The organism is Paeniglutamicibacter sp. ZC-3 (assembly GCF_025847175.2).
GTDB lineage: Bacteria > Actinomycetota > Actinomycetes > Actinomycetales > Micrococcaceae > Paeniglutamicibacter > Paeniglutamicibacter sulfureus.
This window is the reverse complement of record NZ_JAOYTG010000004.1, coordinates 22,073-46,171: the sequence shown is the minus strand read 5'-3', so window position 1 is coordinate 46,171 and position 24,099 is coordinate 22,073. Positions and strand designations below refer to the sequence as shown.

General features: G+C 67.0%; 23 protein-coding genes and 2 tRNA genes. 11 read left to right on the top strand and 14 right to left on the bottom strand.

From position 1 onward, the window contains the following. Positions 1–23: 23 nt before the first annotated feature. The 3 genes from OIU93_RS06325 to OIU93_RS06315 form a co-directional block, all read right to left on the bottom strand. Positions 24–452: an HIT family protein gene (locus tag OIU93_RS06325; protein ID WP_264269243.1), complete on the bottom strand. Its 429-nt coding sequence runs from the start codon at positions 450–452 to the stop codon at positions 24–26. Positions 453–461: 9 nt separating this feature from the next. Further along, positions 462–1,397, bottom strand: a complete 936-nt coding sequence (locus OIU93_RS06320; RefSeq protein WP_264269242.1) for an alcohol dehydrogenase catalytic domain-containing protein — start codon at positions 1,395–1,397, stop codon at positions 462–464. Between the two features lie 67 nt (positions 1,398–1,464). Next, a complete protein-coding gene (locus OIU93_RS06315; protein WP_264269241.1) occupies positions 1,465–2,322 on the bottom strand; it encodes a sulfurtransferase in 858 nt (285 codons plus the stop codon). A gap of 302 nt (positions 2,323–2,624) precedes the next feature. Here OIU93_RS06315 and OIU93_RS06310 point away from each other — a divergent pair, with 302 nt between their 5' ends. Then, positions 2,625–3,647, top strand: coding sequence for a PLP-dependent cysteine synthase family protein (locus OIU93_RS06310; RefSeq protein WP_264269432.1), 1,023 nt, complete (start codon positions 2,625–2,627; stop codon positions 3,645–3,647). Positions 3,648–3,680: 33 nt separating this feature from the next. Here the strand turns inward: OIU93_RS06310 and OIU93_RS06305 are convergent, their stop codons facing one another. After that, positions 3,681–4,358 (bottom strand): MBL fold metallo-hydrolase, encoded by a 678-nt coding sequence (locus OIU93_RS06305; protein WP_264269240.1) that lies wholly within the window; start codon positions 4,356–4,358, stop codon positions 3,681–3,683. A gap of 198 nt (positions 4,359–4,556) precedes the next feature. Between OIU93_RS06305 and OIU93_RS06300 the strand changes: the two genes are divergently transcribed. Next, positions 4,557–4,997, top strand: a complete 441-nt coding sequence (locus OIU93_RS06300; RefSeq protein ID WP_264269239.1) for a Fur family transcriptional regulator — start codon at positions 4,557–4,559, stop codon at positions 4,995–4,997. Positions 4,998–5,171: 174 nt separating this feature from the next. On the opposite strand, the gene OIU93_RS06295 is transcribed toward OIU93_RS06300, so the two are convergent. The 5 genes from OIU93_RS06295 to OIU93_RS06275 all read right to left on the bottom strand — a co-directional run bounded on the left by OIU93_RS06295 (position 5,172) and on the right by OIU93_RS06275 (position 9,676). After that, entirely contained in the window at positions 5,172–6,050 is an 879-nt protein-coding gene (locus tag OIU93_RS06295; RefSeq protein ID WP_264269238.1) for a metal ABC transporter permease, read from the bottom strand. A gap of 5 nt (positions 6,051–6,055) precedes the next feature. Then, the gene (locus tag OIU93_RS06290) at positions 6,056–6,853 is read right to left on the bottom strand and encodes a metal ABC transporter ATP-binding protein (protein WP_264269431.1); all 798 of its coding nucleotides are present in this window, start codon (positions 6,851–6,853) and stop codon (positions 6,056–6,058) included. A gap of 40 nt (positions 6,854–6,893) precedes the next feature. Continuing rightward, positions 6,894–7,055: a hypothetical protein gene (locus tag OIU93_RS06285; RefSeq protein ID WP_264269237.1), complete on the bottom strand. Its 162-nt coding sequence runs from the start codon at positions 7,053–7,055 to the stop codon at positions 6,894–6,896. Between the two features lie 177 nt (positions 7,056–7,232). Further along, positions 7,233–8,300: a hemolysin family protein gene (locus OIU93_RS06280; protein WP_264269236.1), complete on the bottom strand. Its 1,068-nt coding sequence runs from the start codon at positions 8,298–8,300 to the stop codon at positions 7,233–7,235. Further along, a complete protein-coding gene (locus tag OIU93_RS06275) occupies positions 8,297–9,676 on the bottom strand; it encodes a hemolysin family protein (protein WP_264269235.1) in 1,380 nt (459 codons plus the stop codon). The genes OIU93_RS06280 and OIU93_RS06275 overlap by 4 nt, the downstream gene beginning before the upstream one ends. 482 nt (positions 9,677–10,158) lie before the next feature. Here OIU93_RS06275 and OIU93_RS06270 point away from each other — a divergent pair, with 482 nt between their 5' ends. The 3 genes from OIU93_RS06270 to OIU93_RS06260 all read left to right on the top strand — a co-directional run bounded on the left by OIU93_RS06270 (position 10,159) and on the right by OIU93_RS06260 (position 14,881). Continuing rightward, positions 10,159–13,953 carry a multifunctional oxoglutarate decarboxylase/oxoglutarate dehydrogenase thiamine pyrophosphate-binding subunit/dihydrolipoyllysine-residue succinyltransferase subunit gene (locus OIU93_RS06270; RefSeq protein ID WP_264269234.1) on the top strand — a complete coding sequence of 1,265 codons (3,795 nt, stop codon included), beginning with the start codon at positions 10,159–10,161 and terminating at the stop codon, positions 13,951–13,953. Positions 13,954–14,098: 145 nt separating this feature from the next. Continuing rightward, positions 14,099–14,704, top strand: coding sequence for a GDSL-type esterase/lipase family protein (locus tag OIU93_RS06265; protein ID WP_264269233.1), 606 nt, complete (start codon positions 14,099–14,101; stop codon positions 14,702–14,704). A 102-nt stretch (positions 14,705–14,806) separates the two neighbouring features. Next, positions 14,807–14,881, top strand: coding sequence for a 50S ribosomal protein bL37 (locus OIU93_RS06260; protein WP_372342882.1), 75 nt, complete (start codon positions 14,807–14,809; stop codon positions 14,879–14,881). 129 nt (positions 14,882–15,010) lie between these two features. On the opposite strand, the gene rsrA is transcribed toward OIU93_RS06260, so the two are convergent. After that, positions 15,011–15,277 carry a mycothiol system anti-sigma-R factor gene (rsrA, locus tag OIU93_RS06255; protein WP_264269232.1) on the bottom strand — a complete coding sequence of 89 codons (267 nt, stop codon included), beginning with the start codon at positions 15,275–15,277 and terminating at the stop codon, positions 15,011–15,013. Continuing rightward, positions 15,277–15,930 (bottom strand): sigma-70 family RNA polymerase sigma factor, encoded by a 654-nt coding sequence (locus tag OIU93_RS06250; protein WP_264269231.1) that lies wholly within the window; start codon positions 15,928–15,930, stop codon positions 15,277–15,279. Before OIU93_RS06250 ends, rsrA begins: the two co-directional genes overlap by 1 nt. Before the next feature lie 452 nt (positions 15,931–16,382). Here OIU93_RS06250 and aroA point away from each other — a divergent pair, with 452 nt between their 5' ends. The 6 genes from aroA (at position 16,383) to OIU93_RS06220 (ending at position 21,319) form a co-directional block, all read left to right on the top strand. Continuing rightward, complete coding sequence (aroA, locus tag OIU93_RS06245; protein ID WP_264269230.1) at positions 16,383–17,690, top strand: 3-phosphoshikimate 1-carboxyvinyltransferase; 1,308 nt, start codon at positions 16,383–16,385, stop codon at positions 17,688–17,690. 4 nt (positions 17,691–17,694) lie between these two features. After that, complete coding sequence (gene rsgA / locus OIU93_RS06240) at positions 17,695–18,798, top strand: ribosome small subunit-dependent GTPase A (protein ID WP_264269229.1); 1,104 nt, start codon at positions 17,695–17,697, stop codon at positions 18,796–18,798. 115 nt (positions 18,799–18,913) lie between these two features. Next, positions 18,914–19,714 (top strand): histidinol-phosphatase, encoded by an 801-nt coding sequence (gene hisN, locus OIU93_RS06235; protein WP_264269228.1) that lies wholly within the window; start codon positions 18,914–18,916, stop codon positions 19,712–19,714. Next, on the top strand, positions 19,714–20,355 hold the full coding sequence (locus OIU93_RS06230) for a metal-dependent transcriptional regulator (protein ID WP_264269227.1): 642 nt from the start codon (positions 19,714–19,716) through the stop codon (positions 20,353–20,355). Before hisN ends, OIU93_RS06230 begins: the two co-directional genes overlap by 1 nt. 23 nt (positions 20,356–20,378) lie before the next feature. Then, positions 20,379–20,882, top strand: coding sequence for a CrcB family protein (locus OIU93_RS06225; protein WP_264269226.1), 504 nt, complete (start codon positions 20,379–20,381; stop codon positions 20,880–20,882). Beyond that, positions 20,879–21,319, top strand: a complete 441-nt coding sequence (locus tag OIU93_RS06220; protein ID WP_264269225.1) for a CrcB family protein — start codon at positions 20,879–20,881, stop codon at positions 21,317–21,319. The genes OIU93_RS06225 and OIU93_RS06220 overlap by 4 nt, the downstream gene beginning before the upstream one ends. Positions 21,320–21,378: 59 nt before the next feature. On the opposite strand, the gene OIU93_RS06215 is transcribed toward OIU93_RS06220, so the two are convergent. The 3 genes from OIU93_RS06215 to OIU93_RS06205 all read right to left on the bottom strand — a co-directional run bounded on the left by OIU93_RS06215 (position 21,379) and on the right by OIU93_RS06205 (position 24,069). Beyond that, positions 21,379–22,257 (bottom strand): DUF2568 domain-containing protein, encoded by an 879-nt coding sequence (locus OIU93_RS06215; protein WP_264269224.1) that lies wholly within the window; start codon positions 22,255–22,257, stop codon positions 21,379–21,381. Positions 22,258–23,698: 1,441 nt separating this feature from the next. Continuing rightward, positions 23,699–23,772, bottom strand: a tRNA-Met gene (locus tag OIU93_RS06210). Positions 23,773–23,995: 223 nt separating this feature from the next. Next, positions 23,996–24,069, bottom strand: a tRNA-Met gene (locus tag OIU93_RS06205). Between the last annotated feature and the right edge of the window lie 30 nt (positions 24,070–24,099).

The following is a 24,099-nucleotide window of genomic DNA, read 5'->3' as shown; positions in this document are numbered from 1 at the left end:
GGCGGCGGTCGCGCTGCCAGGGCCTAGGCGTCGGGGACCAGGCCCCCGTGGCCGTCGGCCCGCAGCGCCTCGCGCAGCTTCTGCGCGTTTGCATCCATCATGGCGGGATCGGGGTTGCTCTCAGCCCGCGTCAGGTCGAAGTCGGCCAGCGAGTTCGTGGGCCAGACGTGCACATGCAGGTGCGGTACCTCAAAACCGGCGACCATCAAGCCGGCACGCTCGGACCCAAACGCGCGGACCTGGGCGCGGCCGATGTGCCCGGCCACCGCGATGAGGTGGTTCATCAAATCGGCCGGTGCGTCGACCCAGTGGTCGACTTCCGCGCGCGGCACCACCAGGGTGTGGCCGTGCGTGATCGGCCCGATGGTCAGGAACGCCACGGCTTGCTCGTCCTTCCAGACGAAGCGGCCGGGGATCTCGCCGTTGATGATCTTGGTAAACAGCGTGCTCATGCACCCTCCTTAGTCGTTCCCGCCCAATGTGGCGAGGTCCAGGACAAACCCGTGTTGCACGTCCGCGGCAAGGATCCGCTCCCATGCCTCGTTGAGCCCCTGCGCACCAACCAGCTCAAAGCCGGGTGCCACTTGGTGTTTCGCGCAGAATTCGAGCAACTGGCGGGTTTCTGCCACCGAGCCTACCAACGATGGGACCCTCGGCCCGGTGTCGATGACCACCTGAAGTGGATCCGCAGCGGCCGGCACGTTCACAGCCGCCCCCATGGCCGCCGCCAGCCTGGCGGCCAGGGCGCCGCGTCCGCCCGGGTCCGGGACGCCCACCGTGCTGCCTGGTCCCACCCCGGGGTGCAGCAGCGTCGAGTACGCCCGGATCCCGGCGCAGGGCAGCGAAGCGGCGATGGCCAGCTCCAGCGCGGCCGGGATCCGCAGGACGAAGTCCCTGTCGACGACGATGCGCCTGGAGTACCCGCCGTGGGTGTAATCGCCGGTGCGCGGATCGAGCGCGCCATAGGTCGCCACCGACCCGGCGCAGAGCTGCTCTTGTCCGGCACGGCATGGCGCGCATTCCCTGCACGAATCGACCAGCGCGCCCACGCCGACCCGGGCACCGGGTTCCAGGTCCGCGGCCCCGGCACCGGTCCGGGCCACGACGCCGACGATCTGGTGTCCCGGGACCAGGGGAAGGCGCGCGGCCGGCCCTTCCTTGCGCCCCTCCCGCACGTCGCAATCGCACAGACCGCAGAAGAGGATATCGATGACCACGTCGCGAGGCCCCGGTTCGCGGCGGCGGATCTCCAGGGGCACCAGCGGTCCCCCGGCCACCCTAACTCCCAGCGCAGACACGGCGTCCGGCATCATGGCCGCCGGTCCCTGCCGGCTGCGGGCACGCGCCCGGATCTTCGCGGCGGCATCCAGCCCAGGGGGCTTCGGGCGACCGATCATGTCCCGAACCCAGCGCTCACCGGGGCGCCGGGGCCGGCAGTCCGGAGGTCCGCGGCTTCCCGGCAGATCACGGCGTCGGTCCGGTGGCCGCGGGGCGCGCGGGGTCGGCGCTCCACTGGGACCAGGAGCCGGGGAACAGCGCGGCATGCACCCCGATGGTTTCCAGCGCGAGGACCTGGTGGGCGGCGGTGATCCCCGATCCGCAATACGCCGCCACGTCGGCTGCCCCGGCGCCGGGCTTCACGCCCAGTTGCGCAAACGCGCGGGCCAGCTCCTCCGATTCCAGCAGGCGCTTGCCCGCATCGAGGTTCCCTGTGGTGGGTCGGTTCAGCGCTCCGGGGATGTGCCCGGCGCGCGGGTCGACGGGTTCGACCTCGCCGCGGTAGCGCTCGGCGGCCCGGGAGTCCAGCAGGATCCCGTGGCCGGGGAACGCCGCAGCCTGCTCGATGTCGATGACCGGCATCTGCCCCCAGCCCGGCCGCACGTTGCCCGGGACAGCGGTGTTGTTCCCGGTTTCCAGCTCGCGCCCCGCGGCGACCCAGGCATCCAGTCCCCCGTCGAGCACCCGGACGTTGCCGATTCCGGCGTGGCGCAGCAGCCACCAGCCGCGGGCGGCGGCCAGGGCACCGGTGGCGTCGTACAGCACCACGGCGGAGCCGTTGTTGATGCCCCAGCTGCGCGCGGATGCCGCGAAGTTGCGCGCATCGGGCAGCGGGTGGCGCCCGGCCTCAGGGCTGGGCGCCGCGGAGAGCCCGGTCTCCAGGTCAACGAAGACGGCGCCGGGGATGTGCCCGGCCTCGTAGTGTTCCCTGCCGCGGGCATCGCCAAGCGCCCAGCGCACATCGAGCAGCACCGTGTCCCCTCCGGCCTCCAGGACCGTGGCCAGCTCCCCTGCGGTGATCAATGTCCGGCGTTCCCCACCCATGCCTCAGTGCTCCTTGGTTGCGTGTCAGTGAAAGTGTCGGTGTCGCCGGGGCGCGCCGGCCCCGTGGATCCCAGCCTAGTTCCCCGGCCCCTGCCCCGCACCGGTCCGCAAGGTTCGGCGCGGCTCGGTTCGGTTCGGCTCGGTTCGGTTCGGCGGCCATCCGGGCACGCCGCCGGACGCGCCGCCGCGCTTGGTTGGGTAGGCTTGCTCGGGTGGATACAACGTCTTTGATTTCGCTCCCCCGGCCCTCCGCGACCCGCGATTGGGTGGATGCGGCGGTACGCACCATCGAGGCCGAGTCGATGCGCTCGGCCGACACCCACCTGCACCGGCTGGACCTCCCCCGCCAGTGGGGCATCGACCTGTACCTGAAGGACGAATCGACGCACCGCACCGGCAGCCTCAAGCACCGGCTGGCCCGCTCCCTGTTCCTGTACGGACTGGTCAACGGGTGGATCACCGAGGGCACCACGATCGTGGAGGCCTCCTCCGGTTCCACCGCGGTCTCCGAGGCCTACTACGCGAAGCTCTTGGGCCTGCCCTTCATCGCGGTCATGGCAGCAAGCACCTCCCCGGAGAAGATCGCGCTGATCGAGGCCACCGGCGGCAGGTGCCATCTGGTCGATGACCCCTCAAGCGTGTACGCGGAATCCGAACGGCTGGCCGCGGCAACCAACGGGCACTACATGGACCAGTTCACCTACGCCGAGCGGGCGACGGACTGGCGCGGGAACAACAACATCGCCGAGTCGATCTTCGGCCAGCTGGCCATGGAGGAACACCCGGTGCCGGCATGGATCGTGGTGGGCGCCGGCACCGGCGGGACCTCTGCGACCATCGGGCGCTACGCCCGCTACCACCGCCACCACACCCGTCTGGCCGTCGCGGACCCCGAGGGCTCGGCGTTCCTGCCGGCCTGGCAGGCCGCGAACGCGGGCGGGAATCCGCGAACCGCCACCGGGCGCGCCAGCCGGATCGAGGGCATCGGCCGGGCCCGTCCGGAACCCAGCTTCGTGCCGGGCATCATCGATTTCCTGGCCACGGTGCCCGACGCCGCCTCGGTGGCGGCGATGCGCCACCTGCAGGAATTCGCGCACCTGTGCGCCGGGCCCTCGACGGGCACCAACCTCTGGCTGGCCTGGCAGGTCGTGGCGAACATGCTGGCCGCCGGCGAAAAGGGGTCGGTGGTCACGCTCCTCTGCGACAACGGGGAACGCTACGCCACGTCCTATTACGACGCCGCATGGCTTCAGGCCGCCGGACTGGATCCGGCTCCCTATGCCGGGCGGATCGAGCGCCTGCTGGCCACCGGCAGCTGGGACTAGCGGCCCCCGGGATCCGCGGCACCGGCCACGGCTTCAGGAGTCCAGGGAGACCGCCTCGCCATTGGCTATCCGGCGGTAGTCCAGCCCGCGCTCGGCTGCCACGCGCCCCAGGTGCCCGTCCACCAGCGCCAGGCCACGCTCGTTGAGCAGCCCGTCGTGGATGGGGAAGTTTTGCGCCGCCCCGATGATGGACAGGAATTCGATGGTCTCCCCGATCTTGGCCCAGGGCGCGTGCGCGGGGACCAGCAGCGTGTGCACTGGGATCCCCTCGGGCACCTGGTAGCTGTCGCCGGGGTGGAAGAGCCTGCGGTTGATGAAGTACCCGATGTTCGACACCCCCGGCAGGGAGTGGTGGATGACCGCGTGCATGCCGCCGTGGGTGGAGATCTCCATCCCCGCAGCCTCGAAGGAGGCACCCGGCCCGACCCCGTGGATGCGTGCTTCCGCATCCTGGACGCCCGCCGCAAGGGCAGCTGCCAGCACCGTGGAAGCCAGCGCAACTGGGGCATGGACGGTGAGGCCCGGGTTGGCAGCCAGCGCGCGCAGCACCGGCTCGAGGTCGAAGTGGTCGGCATGCTCGTGGGTGACCAGGATGGCCTCGACACCCGCAAGCGCCGCATCCAACGGCGACTGGTTGCCTGGATCGATGAGCAGGGCCCGGTTGGATGACGCCACCTTGATGCAGGCGTGGTTGAACTTGGTGATCTCCATGGCCCCAGCCTATGCATGCCGGGACCCGGGGCACCAGTGGGCCGGGCGCCGGGTCCCGGCTCCACCCGCGCCACTCCGGAGCACCCGCTGGTAAACTCGAGGTGTCAACCGGAGGTGCGTCCCGGCGCGGTGCCGGAATCGGTGTCCGCGGAACGTGCCCGGTGGCAATGTGCCGATCTACAAGGAGTGCTCCAACAAATGACGAATCCTGCGACCGAACGGCGCAGTTCCGAACAGCGGGTGACCAAGCAGCGCCTGGCGGTCAATGCCGCGCTGGAGACGGTCGATGACTTTGTGACGGCGCAGGAACTCCACCGGTGGCTCGTCGACGAGGGCGACAAGGTCTCCCTGGCCACGGTGTACCGCCTGCTGCTGTCGATGGCCGAGGACGGCCTGGTCGACGTGCTGCGCAACAACGAGGGCGAGGCGATGTACCGCCAGTGCGTCATCGAGCACCATCACCACCACCTGGTGTGCAGCAAGTGCGGCAAGGCCGTCGAGGTCGAGGCGCCGGCGGTGGAGAAGTGGGCGGCCCGGGTGGCCCAGGAGAACGGCTTTACCGAACCCACGCACACCGTGGAGATCTATGGGCTGTGCCCCTCTTGCTCCGCGGCCAAGGCCGCCGACGCCAAGGCCTGAGCCACGCCCGTTGGCATGGGCCCAGCAGTAACAGGGAGCACCAACAGCCACCCTCGGGGTAACCGACGGACAACCGGCGGACAACCCGCGGACAAGACGAAGGCGTGTGCCCCGCTCCCTCCAGGGGGTGCCGGGCACACGCCTTCGGTGTTTGTCGCGACTCGGTCGGCGGCCCTAGGCGGCGACGGCTGCCATCTTCTCCGAATGGCGCACCCGGTGCCGGCGCCAGGCAATGAGCCTGCACACCAGGTAGATGAGGAAGGAAATCGTGGTGACGTACGGGCTGATCGGCAACGAGCCGGCCAGGGCCAGCAGGATGCCGCCCACCACCGAGGTCATCGCGAAGGCCACCGAGAGCGACACCGTCAGCACCGGGTTGGAGGTCACCCGGATGGCCGCGGCCGCCGGGGTGATCAGCAGAGCGAGCACCAGCAGCGCGCCGACCACCTGGATCGACAGGGCCACCGCCAGGCCCAGGACCACCATGAAGGCGACGGAGAGCCGGGCGGCGGGAATCCCGCGCGCCGCCGCCACCGCGGGGTCCACGGAAATGAACGTCAGCGGGCGCCACATGGCCACCAGCGCCACCATCACAATCACCGAGCAGACGGCCAGCACGCCCAGCTGCACCGTGTCCACCGCGACGATCTGTCCGGTGAGCAGCCCGAACTTGTTCGCGCTGCGGCCCTGGTAGAGAGCCAGGAAGAGGATCCCCAGGCCCAGCCCGAAGGGCATCAACACGCCGATGATCGAGTTGCGGTCCTTGGCCGCGGCACCCATGATCCCCAGCAGCAGCGAGGCCAGCACGGAGCCGACCAGCGAGCCGACGACGACGTTGGTGCCGATCAGCAGGGCGAAGGCAGCCCCGGCAAAGGAAAGCTCGGCGATGCCGTGCACCGCGAAGGCCATGTCGCGCAGCATCACGAAGATGCCGATCATCCCGCCGACCAGGCCCAGCAGGGCACCGGCGATCAGCGAGTTGGAGACCAGCGGCAGGATCTCGGCATAGTCTTCGAAGCTGAAGACGGTGCTCCAGATCTCGGATAGGTCCATGGTTCCTAGGCTCCTTGAAGCGGGTGCGTGCGTTGCTGCGGATTGGCGTGGGTGACCGTCTCGGGCATGCCCACCACCACGATGCGGCCGTTGGATTCGAAGACCTCGATGGGCGATCCGTAGAGCTCGGAGAGGACCTCGGAGCGCATGACCTCCTGGGGGGTGCCGATGTGGAAGCGTCCGCCGGCCAGGTAGAGCACACGGTCCACGTATTGCAGGATCGGGTTGATCTCGTGGGTCACGAAGACCACCGCGGCGCCGTGGTCGCAGGCCTGCCGGTGGATCAGTGAGGAGATGGCCTGCTGGTGGTGCAGGTCGAGGGAGAGCAGCGGCTCGTCGCACAAGAGCAGGCGCGGGTCATCTGCCAGCGCCTGCGCGGCACGCAACCGCTGCTGTTCCCCGCCCGAAAGCACCCCGACGGGACGCTCGGCGTAGGAGGTGGCGCCGACCAGTTCCAGCAGCTGGTCCACGCGCCGGCGCATGGACTTGCGGCCCAACCGGATGCCCCACTTGTGTCCGTCGATGCCCAGGGCCACCAGGTCGCGGGCGCGCAGCGGGGTGTTGTCGTCGAAGGAACGCTGCTGCGGGATGGTGCCCACCTGCCGCGAGCCGCGGGTTGCCGGCTTGCCGGCAATCCTGACGGTTCCCCCGGAGAGCTCCTGAAGCCCCATCAGGGTACGCAGCATGGTGGTCTTGCCCGAGCCGTTGGGCCCGAGCACGGCCAGGAACTCGCCCGGGGCGATGTCTAGGTCCAGGCCGTCCCAGAGCAGGCGGTCGCCGAAGCGCAGCGAGGCGTTGCGCATGCTGACCACGGGTTCGGGCGTCGTCGCCCCGGTGCTGGCATTAGCGGCCAAGAGCCACCTCGAGTTGTTGCACGTTGGATTCCATCCAGGAGATGTGGTCCCGCCCGTCGGGCAGGGTTTGAGTCAGCTGCGGCACCGGGACCCCGTGGTCCCGGACCTTGGCCCCGTGGGAATACTGGTCCTGCGAGGTTTGCTCCACCATGGCGCCCACGCCAACCGCCGAACCGCAAACCGCGCCGGCACCCCGTTGGCACAGGCCGAAGGCAACAGGATCGAGGCGGCGACGGTAAGGGCGCGAAGTGGCTTGTTCATGCGGTGGTTGCGGGGCCTTTCGGGGAAATGCAGGACTCCAGACTATCTCAATTGCGATCCATTCGCATTATTGGGCGCTGCGGTTCTCCCGGCGGATGCCCCGCTTCTGGTTCTGGTCGTCGATCTCCCCGACCAGCTGCTCCAGCACGTCCTCCAGGAACAGGATTCCCAGGGTCGCACCGGATGCTTCGACCACGCGGGCCAGGTGCTTGCCGTCGGCCCGCATCTGCTCCAGCGCGTCCTCGATCTCCGTGTCCGGGGCCACCACGCCCATGGGCCGCAGCTCGATGCCGGAGACCGGCTGGCGGTACTGGCTGTCGGGCAGCGCCATGACGTCCTTCATGTGCCAGTAGCCCTTGAACTCGCCGGCCTCGGCGATGACGATGCGTGAGAAGCCGGTCCGCCCCACGGTGCGCTCGAACTCCTGCACCGTGGTGCCGCGCTGCAGGGCCACGACCCGATCGCGCGCGACCATGGTCCCGGCGGCCGTGAGGTCTGAGAACTCCAGCGCCTTGCGCAGCCGCAGTGCGTCGTCGGCCTCCAGCGTGCCGTAGAGCGCCGAGCTGGCGATAATCGACTGCACCTCGGCCGCGGTGAACGCGGAGTTCACCTCGTTCTTGGGCTCGACCTTCATCAGGTGCAGGAACTGGTTGGCGATCCAGTTCAGCGAGACCACGACCGGGTGCACGACGACGGAGAGCAGCAGCAGCGGCCCGGCTAGCAGCAGCACCGCCTTGTCGGCCATCGACACCGAGATGTTCTTGGGCACCATCTCGCCGAAGGTCACGTGCAGGAAGGTGACGAAGAGCAGCGCCAGAAGGAAGGCGATGGTCCCGGCCAGGGCCTCGGACACGCCCACGAATTCCAGCGGCACCACCAGTAGGTGGTGGATGGCAGGTTCGGCGACGTTCAGGATCAGCAGCGAACACACGGTGATGCCCAATTGGCACACCGCCAGCATGATGGACACCGATTCCATGGCCTTCAGCGCGAGGATCGCGCGTTTGTTCCCGGCGTCGGCCAGCGGTTCGATCTGCGAGCGGCGCGCCGACATGACGGCGAATTCCGCCGCCACGAAGAACGCGTTGCCCAGCAACAGGATGATCAGCCAGAAAAGGCCGGCAAAGTCGTTCATGCCCGACGCCCCCTGGCTTCATCCGGGCTGGACGCCGAGGCAGCGCTCGAGGCGCTGGAGGCGCTGGAGGCGCTGGAGGCGCTCACGATCCGCGGCACGAAATGCAGCTCGGCGACGCGACGCTTGTCCAGCGCGGTGACGGTGAATACGCCGCCCTCGGTGTCGACCGCATCCCCCAGGAACGGGATCCGGCCTAGCTCGGCCATCACGAACCCGCCCAGGGTTTCGTAGGCCGCGTCGTCGGGGATCTCCACCTCGCCGATGAGCTCGTTGAGCTGGTCCGGGCGGTACATGCCCGGGATCATCCAGGAGCCGTCGGACAGCTGCCGGACCTCGGGCGGGGCCGAGTCGTGTTCGTCGGCGACCTCGCCGACGATTTCCTCAATCAGGTCTTCCAAGGTGACCATTCCGGCGGTTCCGCCATATTCGTCAAGCACGATGGCCATTTGCAGGTTGGCACTGCGCAGCTGCACGAGCAGCGTGTCCAGGTGCACGGTTTCGGGGACAAAGATCACCGGGGTCTTGTTTTCGCCGACCTCCTTGCCGTTCCGCTTGTCACGCGGAATGGCGATGATGGTCTTGACGTGGCAGACGCCCTTGATCTCGTCGGAGGAGCCGTCTGTGACGGGAAAGCGGGAGTACCCGGTCTCCTTGGCCAGCTCGATGACCTCGTGGACGTGCGCGGTGTGCTCGATGGTCTGCATCTGGATGCGGGGTGTCATGACATCGGCCGCCGAGCGTTCGGAAAAACGCACGGTCCGGTCCAGGAACAGCGCCGCATCCTTGTCCAGCGTGCCCATTTCCGCACTGCGGCGCACCAGGGAGACCAGCTCGGCCGGGGAACGGGCCCCGGAAATCTCTTCCTTGACCTCGAGGCCAAAGAGATGCAGGACCTTGTTGGAGAAGCCATTGAGCACGATGATGGCCGGCTTGAAGATGGCGGTGAAGATCAACTGCGGGCGGGCGACGGCGCGCCCGATGTCGAAGGCCTTGGCGATGGCCAGGTTCTTGGGGACCAGCTCGCCGATGACCATCGAGAGCAGCGTGGCCAGCAACATGGCCACCACCAGGCTGACCGGCACGGCGGAGTCGCCGAGTCCCAGCGCCAGAAGCGGTTCCTGGAGAAGCTTGCCCACGGAAGGCTCAATGACGTAGCCGGTCAGCAGCGTGGTCAGCGTGATGCCCAATTGGCAGGAGGAAAGTTGGGTGGACAGGGACTTGAGGCATTGCAGCAGGGCCACGGCCTTGGTGTCGCCCTTGTCTACGGCTTCCTGGACGTTGGCCTGGTCCAGGGCGACGAGGGAAAACTCGACGGCGACGAAGAAACCGGTGCCCAGGATCAGCAGCAAGCCCAGGGCCAGCAGCAACCATTCCATCTAGCGTTTCACCGCCCCGTGGGCGGTTGTGCCTCGGGGGGCGGCAGTGCCGGGGCCCCGAAGTCTAGCGTCTGTGTGACCGCAACTGGAAGGCTCCGATAGCGAAGCGGAATTAGGCGGGCAATGACATGTGTGGCCGGCACCGCGTGATTTCACGACTGGCCGGCACAGAGAGTGGCTGTCCATAACAAATTCAGTGTATCTGAACTACGACACAGGCGTTCAGTCTCGCGAGCGACCGCGCGCGAGGTCCGCCGCCGCGCCCGGAGGCTTGTCGCCGGTTAAAAAGGGCGCTCGGCGTCATCGGGACACCCAACCCGGCCCTTCAAGGCGACGCGCATGTGATACCCGGCTCATTGGTTCCCATCCGGGGTCCAATTGTCACTAGACTACTAAGCAGGTCTAGAACTATGCCCCTTGGTGGTCATCCCCCTCGGCGGCGCTTGGACAAACGGAAATACAGGGAGAAGAGGCGTAATACCGTGCCAGATCAATCGCACCACCGACTCACCGAAGAGTTCGGCGGGAACGAATGGCTAGTCGATGAGCTGTACCAACAGTTCCTCAAGGACAAGAACTCGGTAGACAAGAAATGGTGGGACATCTTCGCGTCCCTCAATTCGGAACAGGTAGCCGCACCCCCGGCCGCAGAGGCCCCGGTTGCGGCGACTCCTGCGCCGGCCCCGGCCACTGCTGCCACCCCGGCCGGCGCACCGCGCGCCGCGACCCAGGCCCGCGTCGTTGACGTGTCCAGCAGCACGCCCAGCTCCTCCGCTGAATCCTCCGCCGCGGGCAAGTCCGCAGCCGCCGCCCCGCGCGTCCCGGCCGACCCGGCCCCAGCCACCAAGTCGCAGCCGATCCCCGCACAGGTCCCCAAGGCCACCGCTCCCGGTGCCATGGGCGAGGAAAAGCGCACCCCGTTGCGCGGCCCGGCCAAGGCGATTGCCACCAACATGGAGCAGTCCCTGACCGTCCCGACCGCCACCACGGTGCGCGCCGTCCCGGCCAAGGCCCTGATCGACAACCGCGTGGTCATCAACAACCACCTCAAGCGCGCCCGCGGCGGCAAGATCTCCTTCACGCACATCATCGGCTTCGCCGTGATCCGCGCCCTGAAGCTCTTCCCCTCGCAGAACGTCACCTACGCCGAGGTCGACGGCAAGCCGATGGCCATCACGCCGGCCCACGTGAACTTCGGCATCGCCATCGACATGCCCAAGCCCGATGGCTCGCGCATGCTGGCTGTGCCGAACATCAAGGCCGCCGAGAACATGAGCTTCAACGAGTTCTGGGACACCTACGAGGACCTGATCAAGCGCGCACGGGCCAACAAGCTCACCGCGGATGACTACGCCGGCACCACCGTCTCGTTGACCAACCCCGGCGGCATCGGCACCGTGCACTCTGTGCCGCGCCTTTCCAAGGGCCAGGCCACCATCGTCGGCGTTGGCGCCCTCGAGTACCCGGCAGCCTTCCGCGGTGCCGCGGACGTGACCGTTGCACTGCAGGGCGTCGGCAAGGTCATCACCCTGACTTCCACCTACGACCACCGCGTCATCCAGGGCGCCGGCTCGGGCGAATTCCTGAAGCTGGTCGAATCCCTGCTGCTGGGCGAACAGGGCTTCTACGACGAGATCTTCGAAGCACTGCGCATTCCCTATGAGCCTGTCCGCTGGGCAGTCGACAACCAGGTCGACGTCGACCTGCAGGTCAACAAGATCGCGCGCATCCAGCAGCTGATCCACTCGTACCGCGTGCGCGGCCACCTGATGGCCGACACCAACCCGCTGGAATACGTCCAGCGCCGCCACCCGGACCTCGACATCCAGACCTACGGCCTGACGCTGTGGGACCTGGACCGCGAATGGGTCACCGGCGGATTCGGCGGCAAGGACCGCCTGTTGCTGCGCGACATCCTCGGCGTGCTGCGCGATGCCTACTGCCGCACCATCGGCATCGAGTACATGCACATCCAGGATCCGGTGGAACGCAAGTGGTTCCAGGACGAGCTGGAGCACCCGTACACCAAGCCGACCCGCGAAGAGCAGTTGCGCATCCTCTCCAAGCTGAACTCCGCAGAGGCCTTCGAGACCTTCCTGCAGACCAAGTTCGTCGGGCAGAAGCGCTTCTCGCTGGAGGGCGGCGAATCCCTGATTCCGCTGCTTGACGGCATCATCTCCGATGCCGCAGACGCCGGCATGGAAGAGGTCGCCATCGGCATGGCCCACCGCGGCCGCCTCAACGTACTCACCAACATCGCCGGCAAGACCTACTCCCAGGTCTTCCGCGAATTCGAGGGCACCGCGACCCCGGGCTCGGTCCAGGGTTCGGGCGACGTGAAGTACCACCTGGGCACCGAGGGTTCCTACACCTCCGACGCCGGGAACCAGACCAAGGTCTACCTGGCGGCCAACCCCTCGCACCTGGAGGCCGTGAACCCGGTCCTCGAGGGCATCGTGCGCGCCAAGCAGGACCGCGAGGGATCCAAGGACTTCAACGTCCTGCCGATCCTGGTGCACGGCGACGCCGCCTTCGCCGGACAGGGCGTGGTCGGCGAGACCCTCACGCTCTCCCAGCTCGAGGGCTACAAGACCGGCGGCTCGATCCACGTGATCGTGAACAACCAGGTCGGCTTCACCACCGCCCCGACCGATTCGCGCTCCTCGGTGTACGCCACCGACGTGGCCAAGCAGGTCCAGGCACCGGTGTTCCACGTCAACGGCGACGAGCCGGAGTCCGTGGTCCACGTGGCCCAGCTGGCCTTCGCCTACCGCCAGCGCTTCAACAAGGACGTCGTCATCGACATGGTGTGCTACCGCCGCCGTGGGCACAACGAGGGCGACGACCCGTCGATGACCCAGCCGATGATGTACAACCTCATCGAGGCCAAGCGCTCGACCCGCAAGCTGTACACCGAGGCCCTCGTCGGTCGCGGCGACATCACGCAGGACGAGGCCGACCAGGCGTTGCGCGACTACCAGGAACGCCTGGAACGCGTCTTCGCCGAGACCCACGCCGCGCAGACCAGCCCGATCCCCGTCATCACCCCGGGCACCTCGGCGATCAACGACCTGGAGCTGCCGGCAGCCCAGCGAGCTGACGACGCCTCCGTCGCCGCACCGCGGGACACGGCCATCAGCGCCGAGACCCTGGCGCACATCGGCGCCGCCCACCTGGCCATCCCGGAGGACTTCACCGTCCACCCGAAGCTCAAGGTGCTCCTGGAGCGCCGCGAAAAGATGAGCCGCGAGGGCGGGATCGACTGGGGCATGGCGGAAATCGCCGCCTTCGGCACCCTGTCCATGGAAGGCGTGCCGGTCCGCCTGGCGGGCCAGGACTCGCGTCGCGGCACCTTCGTGCAGCGCCACGCGGTCTTCCACGACCGTCTCAACGGCGCCACCTGGTACCCGCTGCTGAACCTCTCCGAGGACCAGGCCAAGCTGTGGATCTACGACTCACTGCTGAGCGAATACGCGGCACTGGGCTTCGAATACGGCTACTCGGTGGAACGCCCGGACGCCCTGGTGCTCTGGGAAGCGCAGTTCGGCGACTTCGTCAACGGCGCCCAGACCGTGATCGACGAGTTCATTTCCTCCGCCGAGCAGAAGTGGGGCCAGCGCTCCAGCTTGGTCATGATGCTTCCGCACGGCTACGAGGGACAGGGCCCGGACCACTCCTCGGCCCGCATCGAGCGCTTCCTGCAGATGTGCGCGGAAAACAACATGGTCGTGGCCCAGCCTTCCACCGGCGCCAACCACTTCCACCTGCTGCGCCGCCAGGCCTACGCCCGTCCGCGCAAGCCGTTGGTGATCTTCACCCCGAAGCAGCTGTTGCGCCTGAAGGCCGCCGCATCCGCAGTCGAGGACTTCACCACCGGCACCTTCCAGGAAGTCATTGGCGACACCGCGAACCTGAACCCGGCAGACGTTGATCGCGTGCTGCTGGTTTCCGGCCGCCTGTACTACGACCTGGCAGCCGCCCGCACCAAGGCGAACGACACCAAGACCGCGATCATTCGCGTCGAGCAGCTCTACCCGCTGCCCGCCGAGGAAATCGCCGCGGAACTGGCCAAGTACCCGAACGCCGAGGTCGTCTGGGCGCAGGACGAGCCGGCCAACCAGGGCCCGTGGCCTTTCGTCGGGCTGAACCTGCCCGCCGAGCTGGGCAAGCCCGTTCGCTTGGTGGCCCGCAAGGCCTCCGCCGCGACCTCCACCGGCACGCACAAGCGCCACGAGGTCGAGCAGGCCCGCCTGCTCACCGCAGCGTTCACGCGCTAAGGCAGCACGACACGCGCGGAGTCCACTTCGCTGGGCTCCGCGCGTGAACACCCTCCCTCGGGGCGGGACACTGACGGTGTCCCGCCCCGAGGTCGCTTAACCGACTGCTAGTGTTGTTTGGTACGCGCCCTGAGAAAGGTCATTCGTGGATTACCGCACTATTCGACTTACCGCCATCGGCGACGAGCTCCTGGCCGGACACGGGGACCCGCGGGCCCTGGGCTGGTACGGCCGGGTGCTGGCACGCACCTCGAACACCGACGTCCGCATCGAGAGCTACACGCTCGCTGCCCCCGGAGAGGGTTCCGAGGCGCTGAGCACCCGCTGGTTCGACGAGGCGTCACGCCGTTTCGGCGACAACGTCGACAACCGCCTGATTATCGCGCTTTCGGACCGGGACCTGGACCTGGGCCTGTCCACCGCGCGCAGCCGGCTGAACCTGGCCAACATCCTGGATTCCGCCTCGCAAATGAGCATCAAGGCCCTGGTCGTGGGCCCGGCCCCGGGACTGGATCCCGAGCGCAACGCCCGCCTCGCCGAGCTCTCCCACGTCTACGCGGACGTGGCCACGCGCCGCAAGCACCATTACGTCGACACCTTCACCCCGCTGCAGAACCACGCGCAGTGGCGCAATGACCTGTCGGTGAACGGCGGGTTGCCAGGACAGGCAGGCTACGGGCTGATGGCCTGGCTGGTGCTGCACCGCGGCTGGTACACCTGGCTGGGGCTGCCGGAACCCGGCGCCAGCTGAGATTTTCCCGCGGCGACGGCACCGGTTGTTGGGTCCGGGTTCTCGGGTGTGGCAGACTGGACGAAGTCCAACCTGGGACCAAGATCACAAAGGAGTCCTCACATGAGCAAACGATCACGTAAGCGTAAGGATCGCAAGCGCGGCGGCGCCAACCACGGCAAGCGCCCCAACACCTAAACAGCTGCCTCCGGCCCGGTGAAAACCGGGCAGGAATGTTAACTGCGAAAGGGCCGGACCCCGGAACCATCGAAAGATGGCGAACCGGGGTCCGGCCCTTTTGACGTGTGTCGGACGGGCCAGTGGCGCCTAGGCGTGGCCGGATTCCACGCGGATCTCGGAAATCCGCGTGATGATCTTCGACTTCAACGTGTCGGGCGCGATTTCCTGGCAGCTGCGGCGCACAACGGAGCGGATGATGCACTCCAGGTCGTACTCCTCGGCGCATTCCTCACAATGCTCCAGGTGTGCCTTGACCTCGTTGAGATCCTTCAGCGAGAGCGCACCGTCAAGGTACTCGTAGAGGCGGACGATGCGATTGTCGTCGCAGTCGCCCAGCGAATGGCAGTCACCCATTATTTCTTCTCCGCTCCGGGCGTGGGTGCCCCTTGTGTCTTTGGTGCTGCACCGATGCCGCGTTCGTGCGCGTAGTCGGCGAGCAATTCTCGCAATTGTTTACGGCCCCTGTGTAGCCGTGACATCACCGTGCCGATCGGTACACCGAGGATCTCGGCGGCATCCTTGTAGGGGAAACCTTCGACGTCCACGAAGTACACCGCCAACCGGAACTCCTCGGCAATCGACTGCAACGCGTTCTTCACGTCCGAGTCCGGCAGGTGGTCAAGGGCCTCGACCTCGGCCGAACGCAGCCCGGCCGGGGTGTGCTCCGCGGCCTTGGCCATTTGCCAGTCCTCGACGGTGTCGGTCCCGGTGCGCAATGGCTCGCGTTGACGCTTGCGGTAGAGGTTGATGTACGTGTTGGTCAGGATCCGGTACAGCCAGGCCTTCAGGTTCGTCCCGGGCTTGTACTGGTGGAAGGCCGAATACGCCTTGGTGTAGGCCTCCTGGACCAGGTCCTCGGCGTCCGTGGGGTTGCGCGCCATGCGCATCGCCGCGGAGTAGAGCTGGTCGACATATTGCAGCGCGTCGCGTTCGAAGCGCTCGCGCCGTTGTGCTTCGGTCTCATTGGCTACCGGTACAGTGTCGGTGCCCTGTATATTCTCGGTCATCACGGCCAAGTCTACGCGCAGCCGGGGCTCGCTCGGGGCCGGGGATTCCGCCAGCAGTACTCCCATAAGTCCTCCGCTTCTTGCCATGGTTGGTTCACTTGCCCATGGCACCGCCCTCTGCGTTCCGCAACGCAGCAAACGTGCCACATAGGGGGTAACACGCAAGGGCGCGACTCTATTCCACCGGCGGTAGCCTCCTGCGGCTAGAATTGGGGCCACGGGGGAAAGCATTTTCCCGGCGCACGGCCCCGGTGCCGCGCACCGCACCGAATGCCTGCACCCGATGAGCAAGCTTTTGGCGGCACACGGCCGTCAAACAACGATCGGCGGCAACGGCGCAGCCACCGACCATGACACCCCCCATTCCCACTCCCCCAATCACCGCCGCCCGTCCCGCGGCACACCCCCCCACCCTTGACACCCGGAGGCAGCCGTTGAGCAACCAAGACACCATGGACACCACGTGGGACGCCCCGCACCCCGCACAACCCGTTGACGGCACCGTCATCGTCCCGGCGTCCAAGTCGTTGACCAACAGGTACTTGCTTCTCGCCGCCCTGGCCGACGGGCCCTCGCGCATTTCCAACGCGCTGGCCTCCCGCGACTCGGACCTGATGATCGCCGCCCTGCGCGCCCTGGGCACCGGCATCGAAAGCGTCGACTCCCCCGACGGCACCGTCCAGCTGCGTATTACCCCGATGGACCTGGAGGCGCAGATGGGCCAGGTCGACATCGACTGCGGCCTGGCCGGAACCGTCATGCGCTTCGTCCCGCCGCTGGCGGCACTGGCCCGCGGCTCCTTCACCTTCGACGGGGACCCGCACGCGCGCCTGCGCCCGATGGCCCCGGTGCTCACCGCCCTTTCCGACCTCGGGGTTCAGGTCACCGGGCACGGGGAACCCGGGCTGCTTCCGGCAACAGTCAACGGCACCGGGTCCCTGGCCGGCGGGCGCATCGAAATCGACGCCTCCGGTTCCTCGCAGTTCATCAGCGCCTTGATGCTGGTGGCCCCACGCACCACGCACGGGGTGGAGATCGTCGCCGCCGAGGGACGCATCGCCAGCCCCGACCACATCGAGATGACGGTGCAGACCCTGCGCGAGCTCGGCGTCGTCATCACCCGCCCCGACGAGCGCAGCTGGAGGGTCGAACCCGGGAAGATCCGCGCCTTCGAACGCACCATGGAACCGGACCTGTCCAACGCCGGGCCGTTCCTGGCAGCGGCCATGGTCACCGGCGGCACCGTGCGCATCCCGCACTGGCCAAGCACCACCACCCAGGTCGGGGACCAGTGGCGCACGATCCTCACCCGCATGGGCGCGCGCATCACGCACCACCAGGACGGCACGCTCCAGCTCACGGGTCCCGCAGAGATTTCGGGCATCGACTATGCCGACTCGTCCGAACTCGCCCCGACGCTGGCGGCCATCTGCGCTCTGGCGACCGGCACGTCCCGGCTGACCGGCATCGCGCACCTGCGCGGGCACGAGACCGACAGGCTCGCCGCGCTCGCCACCGAAATCAACAACCTCGGCGGCAGGGTCACCGAGCTGGAGGACGGACTGCTCATCGAACCCGCCCCCTTGCACGGCGGCAGCTTCGCCACCTATGCCGACCACCGCATGGCCACCGCCGGTGCCATCATCGGCCTGGCGGTTCCCGGGGTGGAGGTCGTTGACATCGCGACCACCGCCAAGACAATGCCCGATTTCCCCACACTTTGGACCACGCTGGCCGCCAGCGGGAAGGCCTCACGCTAAGCACATGACACGCAACGCACGGGAATGGGATGAATCGGATGTCCGCATCCGCCCCAACAAAAAGGGATCACGACCCCGCACCAAGGACCGCCCCGCCTACGAGGATGCGCTCATTGGCCGGATCATCACGGTGGACCGCGGCCGCTACCGGGCCATCCTCGACGAGGACACCCCCGAGGAGCGGATCGTGATTGCCGCCCGCGCCCGCGAGTTGCGCCGCAACCCGGTGGTGCCAGGGGATTTCGTGGCACTGGTGGGCGACACCTCCGGGGAGCCCGACACGCTGGCTCGGCTGGTGCGCATCGAGGACCGCAGCACCCTGCTGCGCCGCAGCGCCGATGACACCGATCCGGTGGAGCGAGTCGTGGTGGCCAACGTGGACCAGCTGGTCATCGTGGTGGCGGCAGCGAACCCGGAGCCACGCACCGGATTCATCGACAGGGCCATCGTCGCCGCCTTCGACGCGGGGATCCACCCGCTGCTGTGCATCACCAAGGCCGATGTGCGCGACCCCGAGCCGTTCCTGGAGAACTACCGGCACCTGGACATCGACATCGTCGTCTCGCGCACCACCGACGAATCGGCCACCGGCATCGACGCACGCTCGGCCGACGGGCTCTCGGCACGCCTGGCCGGCACCCCGGTGGAGGAATTGCGCGAGCACCTGGCCTCCAAGGTCTCGGTGGTCATCGGGCACTCGGGCGTGGGCAAGTCCACCCTGGTCAACGCCCTCACCGGGGCGCAGCGGGCCACCGGCAACGTCAACGCCGTCACCGGCCGCGGCCGACACACCTCTTCCTCCGCGCTGGCACTGCGCATCGACGACGCGCCGGCCGGTTCCTGGATCATCGACACCCCCGGCATCCGCTCCTTCGGGCTCGCGCTGGTGGACCCGGAAAACATCCTCAACGCCTTCGACGACCTGGTCCCGATCGCCAACAAGTGCGCCCGCGGCTGCACCCACAAGGCAGCCGAGCCGCAGTGCGCCCTCGATGCGTGGGTCGCCTCCGGGGAGGCGGGCCCGGTGGGCATCGCCCGGCTCGAATCCTTCCGCCGGTTGCTCGGACAGGACGAAACCGCAGAGGCCAAGGAACTGGGCACCGCCTAGCAGCGCGGGCCCGATGGTGCCCCAGCCCACACCACGGTGCGGCCGGGCATCACGTGACGCCGCCGTACCGACATCTTGCAGTGCTGCCGCCGCCTCGTGGGATAGGTTTGAGGGTATGAAAACCGATGTCATGACCTACAACGATGACCTGCGCCTGGCCCACGTCATTGCCGACTCGGTCGACGCCCTGACCCTTTCGCGCTTCAACGCCGTGGACCTGGTGGTGGAGACCAAGCCCGATTTGACCCCGGTCTCGGATGCCGACAAGGCGGCGGAGGAAGCCATCCGGTCGCACATCTCCCGTGCCCGGCCGCGCGACGCCATCACCGGCGAGGAATTCGGCACCACCGGCAAGTCCACCCGGCACTGGGTCATCGACCCCATTGACGGCACCAAGAACTTCGTGCGCGGTGTCCCGGTGTGGGCCACGCTGATCGCGTTGATCGACGACGGTGAGCCCGTCGTCGGCCTGGTCTCCGCACCGGCGCTGAACCGGCGCTGGTGGGCGGCCAAGGACATGGGCGCCTACACCGGCCGCTCCATGGCCAGCGCCCACAAGCTGAAGGTCTCCTCGGTGGCCAAGCTCGAGGACGCCTCGCTGTCGTATTCCTCGCTCTCCGGCTGGAAGGAGCGCGACCAGCTGCAGAACATGCTCAACCTCACCGACGCCCTGTGGCGCACGCGCGCCTATGGCGACTTCTGGTCCTATTGCATGGTGGCCGAGGGCGCCGTCGACCTGGCCTGCGAACCCGAACTGAACCTTTACGACATGGCCGCACTGGTGCCCATTATTCGCGAGGCCGGCGGCCGCTTCACCTCCGTCGAGGGCGTTGAGGGCTGCAACGGTGGAAACGCCGTGGCCAGCAACGGCCTGGTCCACGACGCCGCACTGGAAATCCTGAACCTGGGCCGCTGATGCTCCCGACACGCCTGACCTCCAGCGAGGAAAACTACCTCAAGGCGCTCTACTCGCTGACCGAGTGGGAAGACGACCCGGTCACCACCGGCACCATTGCCGCACAGCTAGGAGTCGCCCCGGCTTCGGCCACCGCGATGGTGTCCAAGCTCGCCGGCAAGGGCCTGATGGTCCACCCGCGCTACGGGGCCATCACATTCACCGATTCGGGCCGCCTGGCTGCGTTGAGCGTGGTGCGCCGGCACCGCCTGATTGAGACGTTCCTGCTCGATGAACTCGACTACGGCTGGGACGAGGTGCATGAGGAGGCCGAACTGCTCGAGCACACCGTTTCCACCCGCTTCATCGAGGCCCTGGCCGCGCGGCTGGGGCACCCGGCAGCGGATCCGCATGGCGACCCGATCCCCGGCCCCGACGGCACCCTGGAGATGCCGCCGGCCATCCGGCTCGACCGCTTCGAGGCGAACGGATCACCGACCCTGGCGATCCTGTGCCGAATCAGCGACGAAGATCCGGAGCTGCTGCGTCGGTGCACCGATCTGGGCATCTCCCCCGGCAGCTCCATCGTGTTGCCCCACCCGGAGCTCAGCAACATCGACGCGACCATGCTGTGGGTGCTTCCGGCACCCCATGGTGCATAGCCGCCAAGGAACGGGAACCTGACGTGGGCGCACCGAACGGACCAACCGGCGTGGGCACCACAAGGCCAGCCGAGTCGACGTCGCGCGCCCACGGAGTAAACCTGGTTGCCGTGGCCGTGGGCGGTTTCTGCGGTGCAGCCCTGCGCGTGGGGCTTGGACTCTGGTTCCCTGATGCCCCGGGCTTCCCGGCCACTACCTTGGCGATCAATGTCACCGGCACCGCTGCCTTGGCTGCGCTGACCAGTTACTGGCAGATCACCCGCCGCGCTCCAGGTTGGCTGCGCGCGGGGGTCGGCACCGGATTCCTTGGGGCCTTCACCACCTTTTCGGCGCTGGTCCTTTTTGCTCTGGGTTCCACCCCGCCCCGGGCCGCGCTGGATCTGGTCGTATCCCTGATACTCTGTGCTGCTGCCGCATGGGCAGCGATGTGGTGGGTCGAGCGCGCCCTGGCTGGCCGGCAAAAGCTGGCACAGTCAGTTCAGGCATCGCTGCCCGCCGCGGATCCGGACGGCGGGGGTGCACCATGAGCTCATGGGGCATGGGCGGATTCCTGGTCATTGCGCTGGCTGGCGCCATCGGTGCCCTGGGTCGCTATGTACTGGACATTGCCGTCTCCGGCGCCCAGCATCGCAGGGCCGGGTCCGGCGGCGGGATCTTCCCACTGGGCATCCTGGCCGCGAACACCGCAGCATGTTTCCTGGTGGGCGCCGCGGCTTCCTGGGCGAACAACCACGGGGTTGACTGGGCCGCGGGCAGCCTGTCCGGGGTACCGGGCCTACTGGTCATGGCATTGATCCTGGGCATCGGCGGCGGCTTGAGCACCATGAGCACCTTCATGGTGGCCGCGGTGTCGTTGTGGCGCTCAGGCAACCGCGCCATGGCCGTCACCTACCTGGGCCTGACCTTCGGTGCCGGGCTTGCAGCGGGTGTGTTCGGAGGACTCGCGGCGACGTTGCTGCCCTGAGACCCACCGTGCGACCCTACCGGGACTCTCCACGGAGGTCCTAGCCTGAGCCACACACATTAGCGCGCAGCGCGGCGGCCGGTGGCCTTCTTGCGACTCTCCACGTTCTGGCCCCGGACAGCCACCGTCAATGCCAGGCTGATAGCCGTCAGTACACCCATGCACACGGCCAGCACCGGCTGACCGGCAATGGCGAGCAATCCGGCACCCGTGGCAAAGAGCAGGTGGGCCACTACCGCGTGGTATGGCTGTGGCAATCGCAAGTTTGCCTTTGGCGACATGAAGAGTGCCCAGAAAATGAATACGGGCAGCACTGCGATGATGACGGCCACGAGGGGGCTGAAGGGCAGCATTGTCATGGCCCAGATGCCCAGTGCGCCCAATAGCGCGACTTCCAGGATAAACGAAACGATCATCAGCGCCATCATGATGCCGCCGCCGGCTCCGGCACGGTCCTGGCCTGCATCCGCATCGGAAATCGTGGACTCTTCTGCTGGCCTCGACGAGTCGGCTGGTCCAACGTTCTCGTTGACCTCGGCGGGCCACGAATTCGACTCATCGCGCTCGGCAGCCGGCTCGCGGTTCGTCGGTTCCTCGGCACCGGCTGCTTCAATAATCGCCTCATCGGCAGTTGTCGTCTCGGCCGTTTTCGAGGTATCCGGGGTGGCGGGTGGGGTCGAGTCCGCCCTGGCAGCTGGGAATTCCGGGTTGCTTCCACCGGCCTCGGGTGCCGCGGGAGATGCGCTTCCAGATTTTGTGGATTTAGAGACCGTGCGGGCCGCTATTTCGAATTCTGGTTGGTTTAACGCTTCGTTTGCTGTTTCGGCTTTCGTTTCCTTGGCCACAACGCCAGGCTTGGCCGTCGGCGCGCCAACGGGTTTCAGCGGAGCGCTGGTCAATTTAGTGCCCTCAAGAGAGGCGGCAGGCCGGTTGCCCACCGAGGAATCCCGTGCCGTGGCTTTTCCAGCGTCCTGTGCTGCTTGTGCGGGCTTGGCAATCGGGAGAGTGCCGGATGTCGCGGTAGGAGACGTCCCGGGCTTTAGGGGCCCGGCAACCTCATTCTTCTTTGGTTCGTTCGGAGCGTCTGGTCGATTGGCAAGCGCCGGAGATCCAACGGGCGTCTTCTTGACCGGGCCAGCAGCAACGAAGGGCTTCTTCTCGCCCGCCGCGGCTTTGGTGGGAACCTGTCGGACGCCGGGCTTCGCGGAAGACGAATTCGGGGTTTTGGCCGTTGATGAAACGGATTGCCGAGCAGCGGGCGAAACCGTCTTCGCCGGACCCGGAGCGGGTATGGCACCGGCGGACTTGGCAGGAGCCACCGTCTTCGCCGGACCCGGAGCGGGTATGGCACCGGCGGACTTGGCAGGAGCCACCGTCTTCGCCGGACCCGGAGCGGGTACGGCACCGGCGGACTTGGCAGGAGCCACCGTCTTCGCCGGACCCGGAGCAGGCACGGCACCGGCGGACTTGGTCTTGCTAATTGAGTCGACGACGGGCTTGGCGGGGCTCGCCACAAATCGCGGGGAAGGCCCGTCTATTCCTGCTCCAGAATTGGAGTTCTTTTTTCCGCCGGGCTTGCCCTTGGAAACTTTTTGCACGTTGTCGGGCGTGACTTGGTTTTTCTTGGGCGGTCCGGGCTTGGGAGAACGTGCAAGGGAGCTTGGCGAAGCGGCTACCGCTTCCTTTGCGGCCCCGGGCGTCCCACCGATCGCATCGCTCGCGACGTCAACTGGGACGGTGTTCTTCGCTGGCACACCGTTTTTCGACGTTGGCTGCTCCGGCATGTTGGCCCTACCTCAGATGGACTCGACAAAGCCCGACTTACGCCGAGCTGACCATTTACCAGCCAAGTCTATTGCGTCGGACCGACGGGAAGGCAAAATGCCATGTCACACTGCATTTCCAATAAATACAAATCGTCGACCAGACCCAAGATGTGATCGCCGGAACACGGCCCGGAAACGACGAACGAACCTTCGGGAGGGTCCCGAGAGGAGCCGTGAGTTCGGACGTTCGGACACAGACGCCGTTCATATCCGGCTCAAGGGGCGCAGGTCGGACCACTTGGAGAGCATCACAACCTTTAGGTGTTCCGTCTAGTAATGCAAAAGAACCGGAAAGCACGATTGCCCAGCGTTCTCTTTGTTGGCGGGCCACCCTCACGTGCAAGCCGTAGACTCGAATTCGCTACTTCGGAAGCATCGCACCCCGGCCATCACTTCGAGGAAACTTCAACCCTCAGCGACGAATAGCTGATTGCCTGGTGATTCAGCTAGAACACCAGCTTCGGGCCGACAGGCCAGTGTGTCCGGGCTTCGGCACTTGCTGTTAAACCAAACGATCCATGGTCCTGAATCAGGACCACGGATCGTTTCTTTGTGGCGGGGACAGGATTTGAACCTGTGACCTCCGGGTTATGAGCCCGGCGAGCTACCGAACTGCTCCACCCCGCGTCGGTAAATACAACGATACCAGCGCGTTCACGTCACGCCTAATCGAGCCGTGGATTCGTCGATGGTTGACATTCCAGTCAGCATGTTCGACCCACGCCAGGGACGCAGGAACGTTTTTCTGCATCGGGGAACAACTTCAATGAAATTAACTTCCACCAGGGACACCCATCAGTAAAAAGCAAAGGACCCCGACCGGGTTTCCCTGGTCGGGGTCCTTCATTCGTGGCGGGGACAGGATTTGAACCTGTGACCTCCGGGTTATGAGCCCGGCGAGCTACCGAACTGCTCCACCCCGCGGCGATATAACAATCATCGCCGATTGGGTGA

Coding starts and splice junctions, on each gene's coding strand:
- OIU93_RS06250 (WP_264269231.1), bottom strand. CDS start 15,930: ATGACCGAGAATATACAGGGCACCGACACTGTACCGGTAGCCAATGAG.
- OIU93_RS06325 (WP_264269243.1), bottom strand. CDS start 452: ATGAGCACGCTGTTTACCAAGATCATCAACGGCGAGATCCCCGGCCGC.
- OIU93_RS06285 (WP_264269237.1), bottom strand. CDS start 7,055: ATGGTGGAGCAAACCTCGCAGGACCAGTATTCCCACGGGGCCAAGGTC.
- aroA (WP_264269230.1), top strand. CDS start 16,383: ATGGACACCACGTGGGACGCCCCGCACCCCGCACAACCCGTTGACGGC.
- OIU93_RS06280 (WP_264269236.1), bottom strand. CDS start 8,300: ATGAACGACTTTGCCGGCCTTTTCTGGCTGATCATCCTGTTGCTGGGC.
- OIU93_RS06320 (WP_264269242.1), bottom strand. CDS start 1,397: ATGATCGGTCGCCCGAAGCCCCCTGGGCTGGATGCCGCCGCGAAGATC.
- OIU93_RS06310 (WP_264269432.1), top strand. CDS start 2,625: ATGCGCTCGGCCGACACCCACCTGCACCGGCTGGACCTCCCCCGCCAG.
- OIU93_RS06295 (WP_264269238.1), bottom strand. CDS start 6,050: ATGGACCTATCCGAGATCTGGAGCACCGTCTTCAGCTTCGAAGACTAT.
- OIU93_RS06305 (WP_264269240.1), bottom strand. CDS start 4,358: ATGGAGATCACCAAGTTCAACCACGCCTGCATCAAGGTGGCGTCATCC.
- OIU93_RS06275 (WP_264269235.1), bottom strand. CDS start 9,676: ATGGAATGGTTGCTGCTGGCCCTGGGCTTGCTGCTGATCCTGGGCACC.
- rsgA (WP_264269229.1), top strand. CDS start 17,695: ATGACACGCAACGCACGGGAATGGGATGAATCGGATGTCCGCATCCGC.
- OIU93_RS06230 (WP_264269227.1), top strand. CDS start 19,714: ATGCTCCCGACACGCCTGACCTCCAGCGAGGAAAACTACCTCAAGGCG.
- OIU93_RS06315 (WP_264269241.1), bottom strand. CDS start 2,322: ATGGGTGGGGAACGCCGGACATTGATCACCGCAGGGGAGCTGGCCACG.
- OIU93_RS06300 (WP_264269239.1), top strand. CDS start 4,557: ATGACGAATCCTGCGACCGAACGGCGCAGTTCCGAACAGCGGGTGACC.
- hisN (WP_264269228.1), top strand. CDS start 18,914: ATGAAAACCGATGTCATGACCTACAACGATGACCTGCGCCTGGCCCAC.
- rsrA (WP_264269232.1), bottom strand. CDS start 15,277: ATGGGTGACTGCCATTCGCTGGGCGACTGCGACGACAATCGCATCGTC.
- OIU93_RS06220 (WP_264269225.1), top strand. CDS start 20,879: ATGAGCTCATGGGGCATGGGCGGATTCCTGGTCATTGCGCTGGCTGGC.
- OIU93_RS06290 (WP_264269431.1), bottom strand. CDS start 6,853: ATGCGCAACGCCTCGCTGCGCTTCGGCGACCGCCTGCTCTGGGACGGC.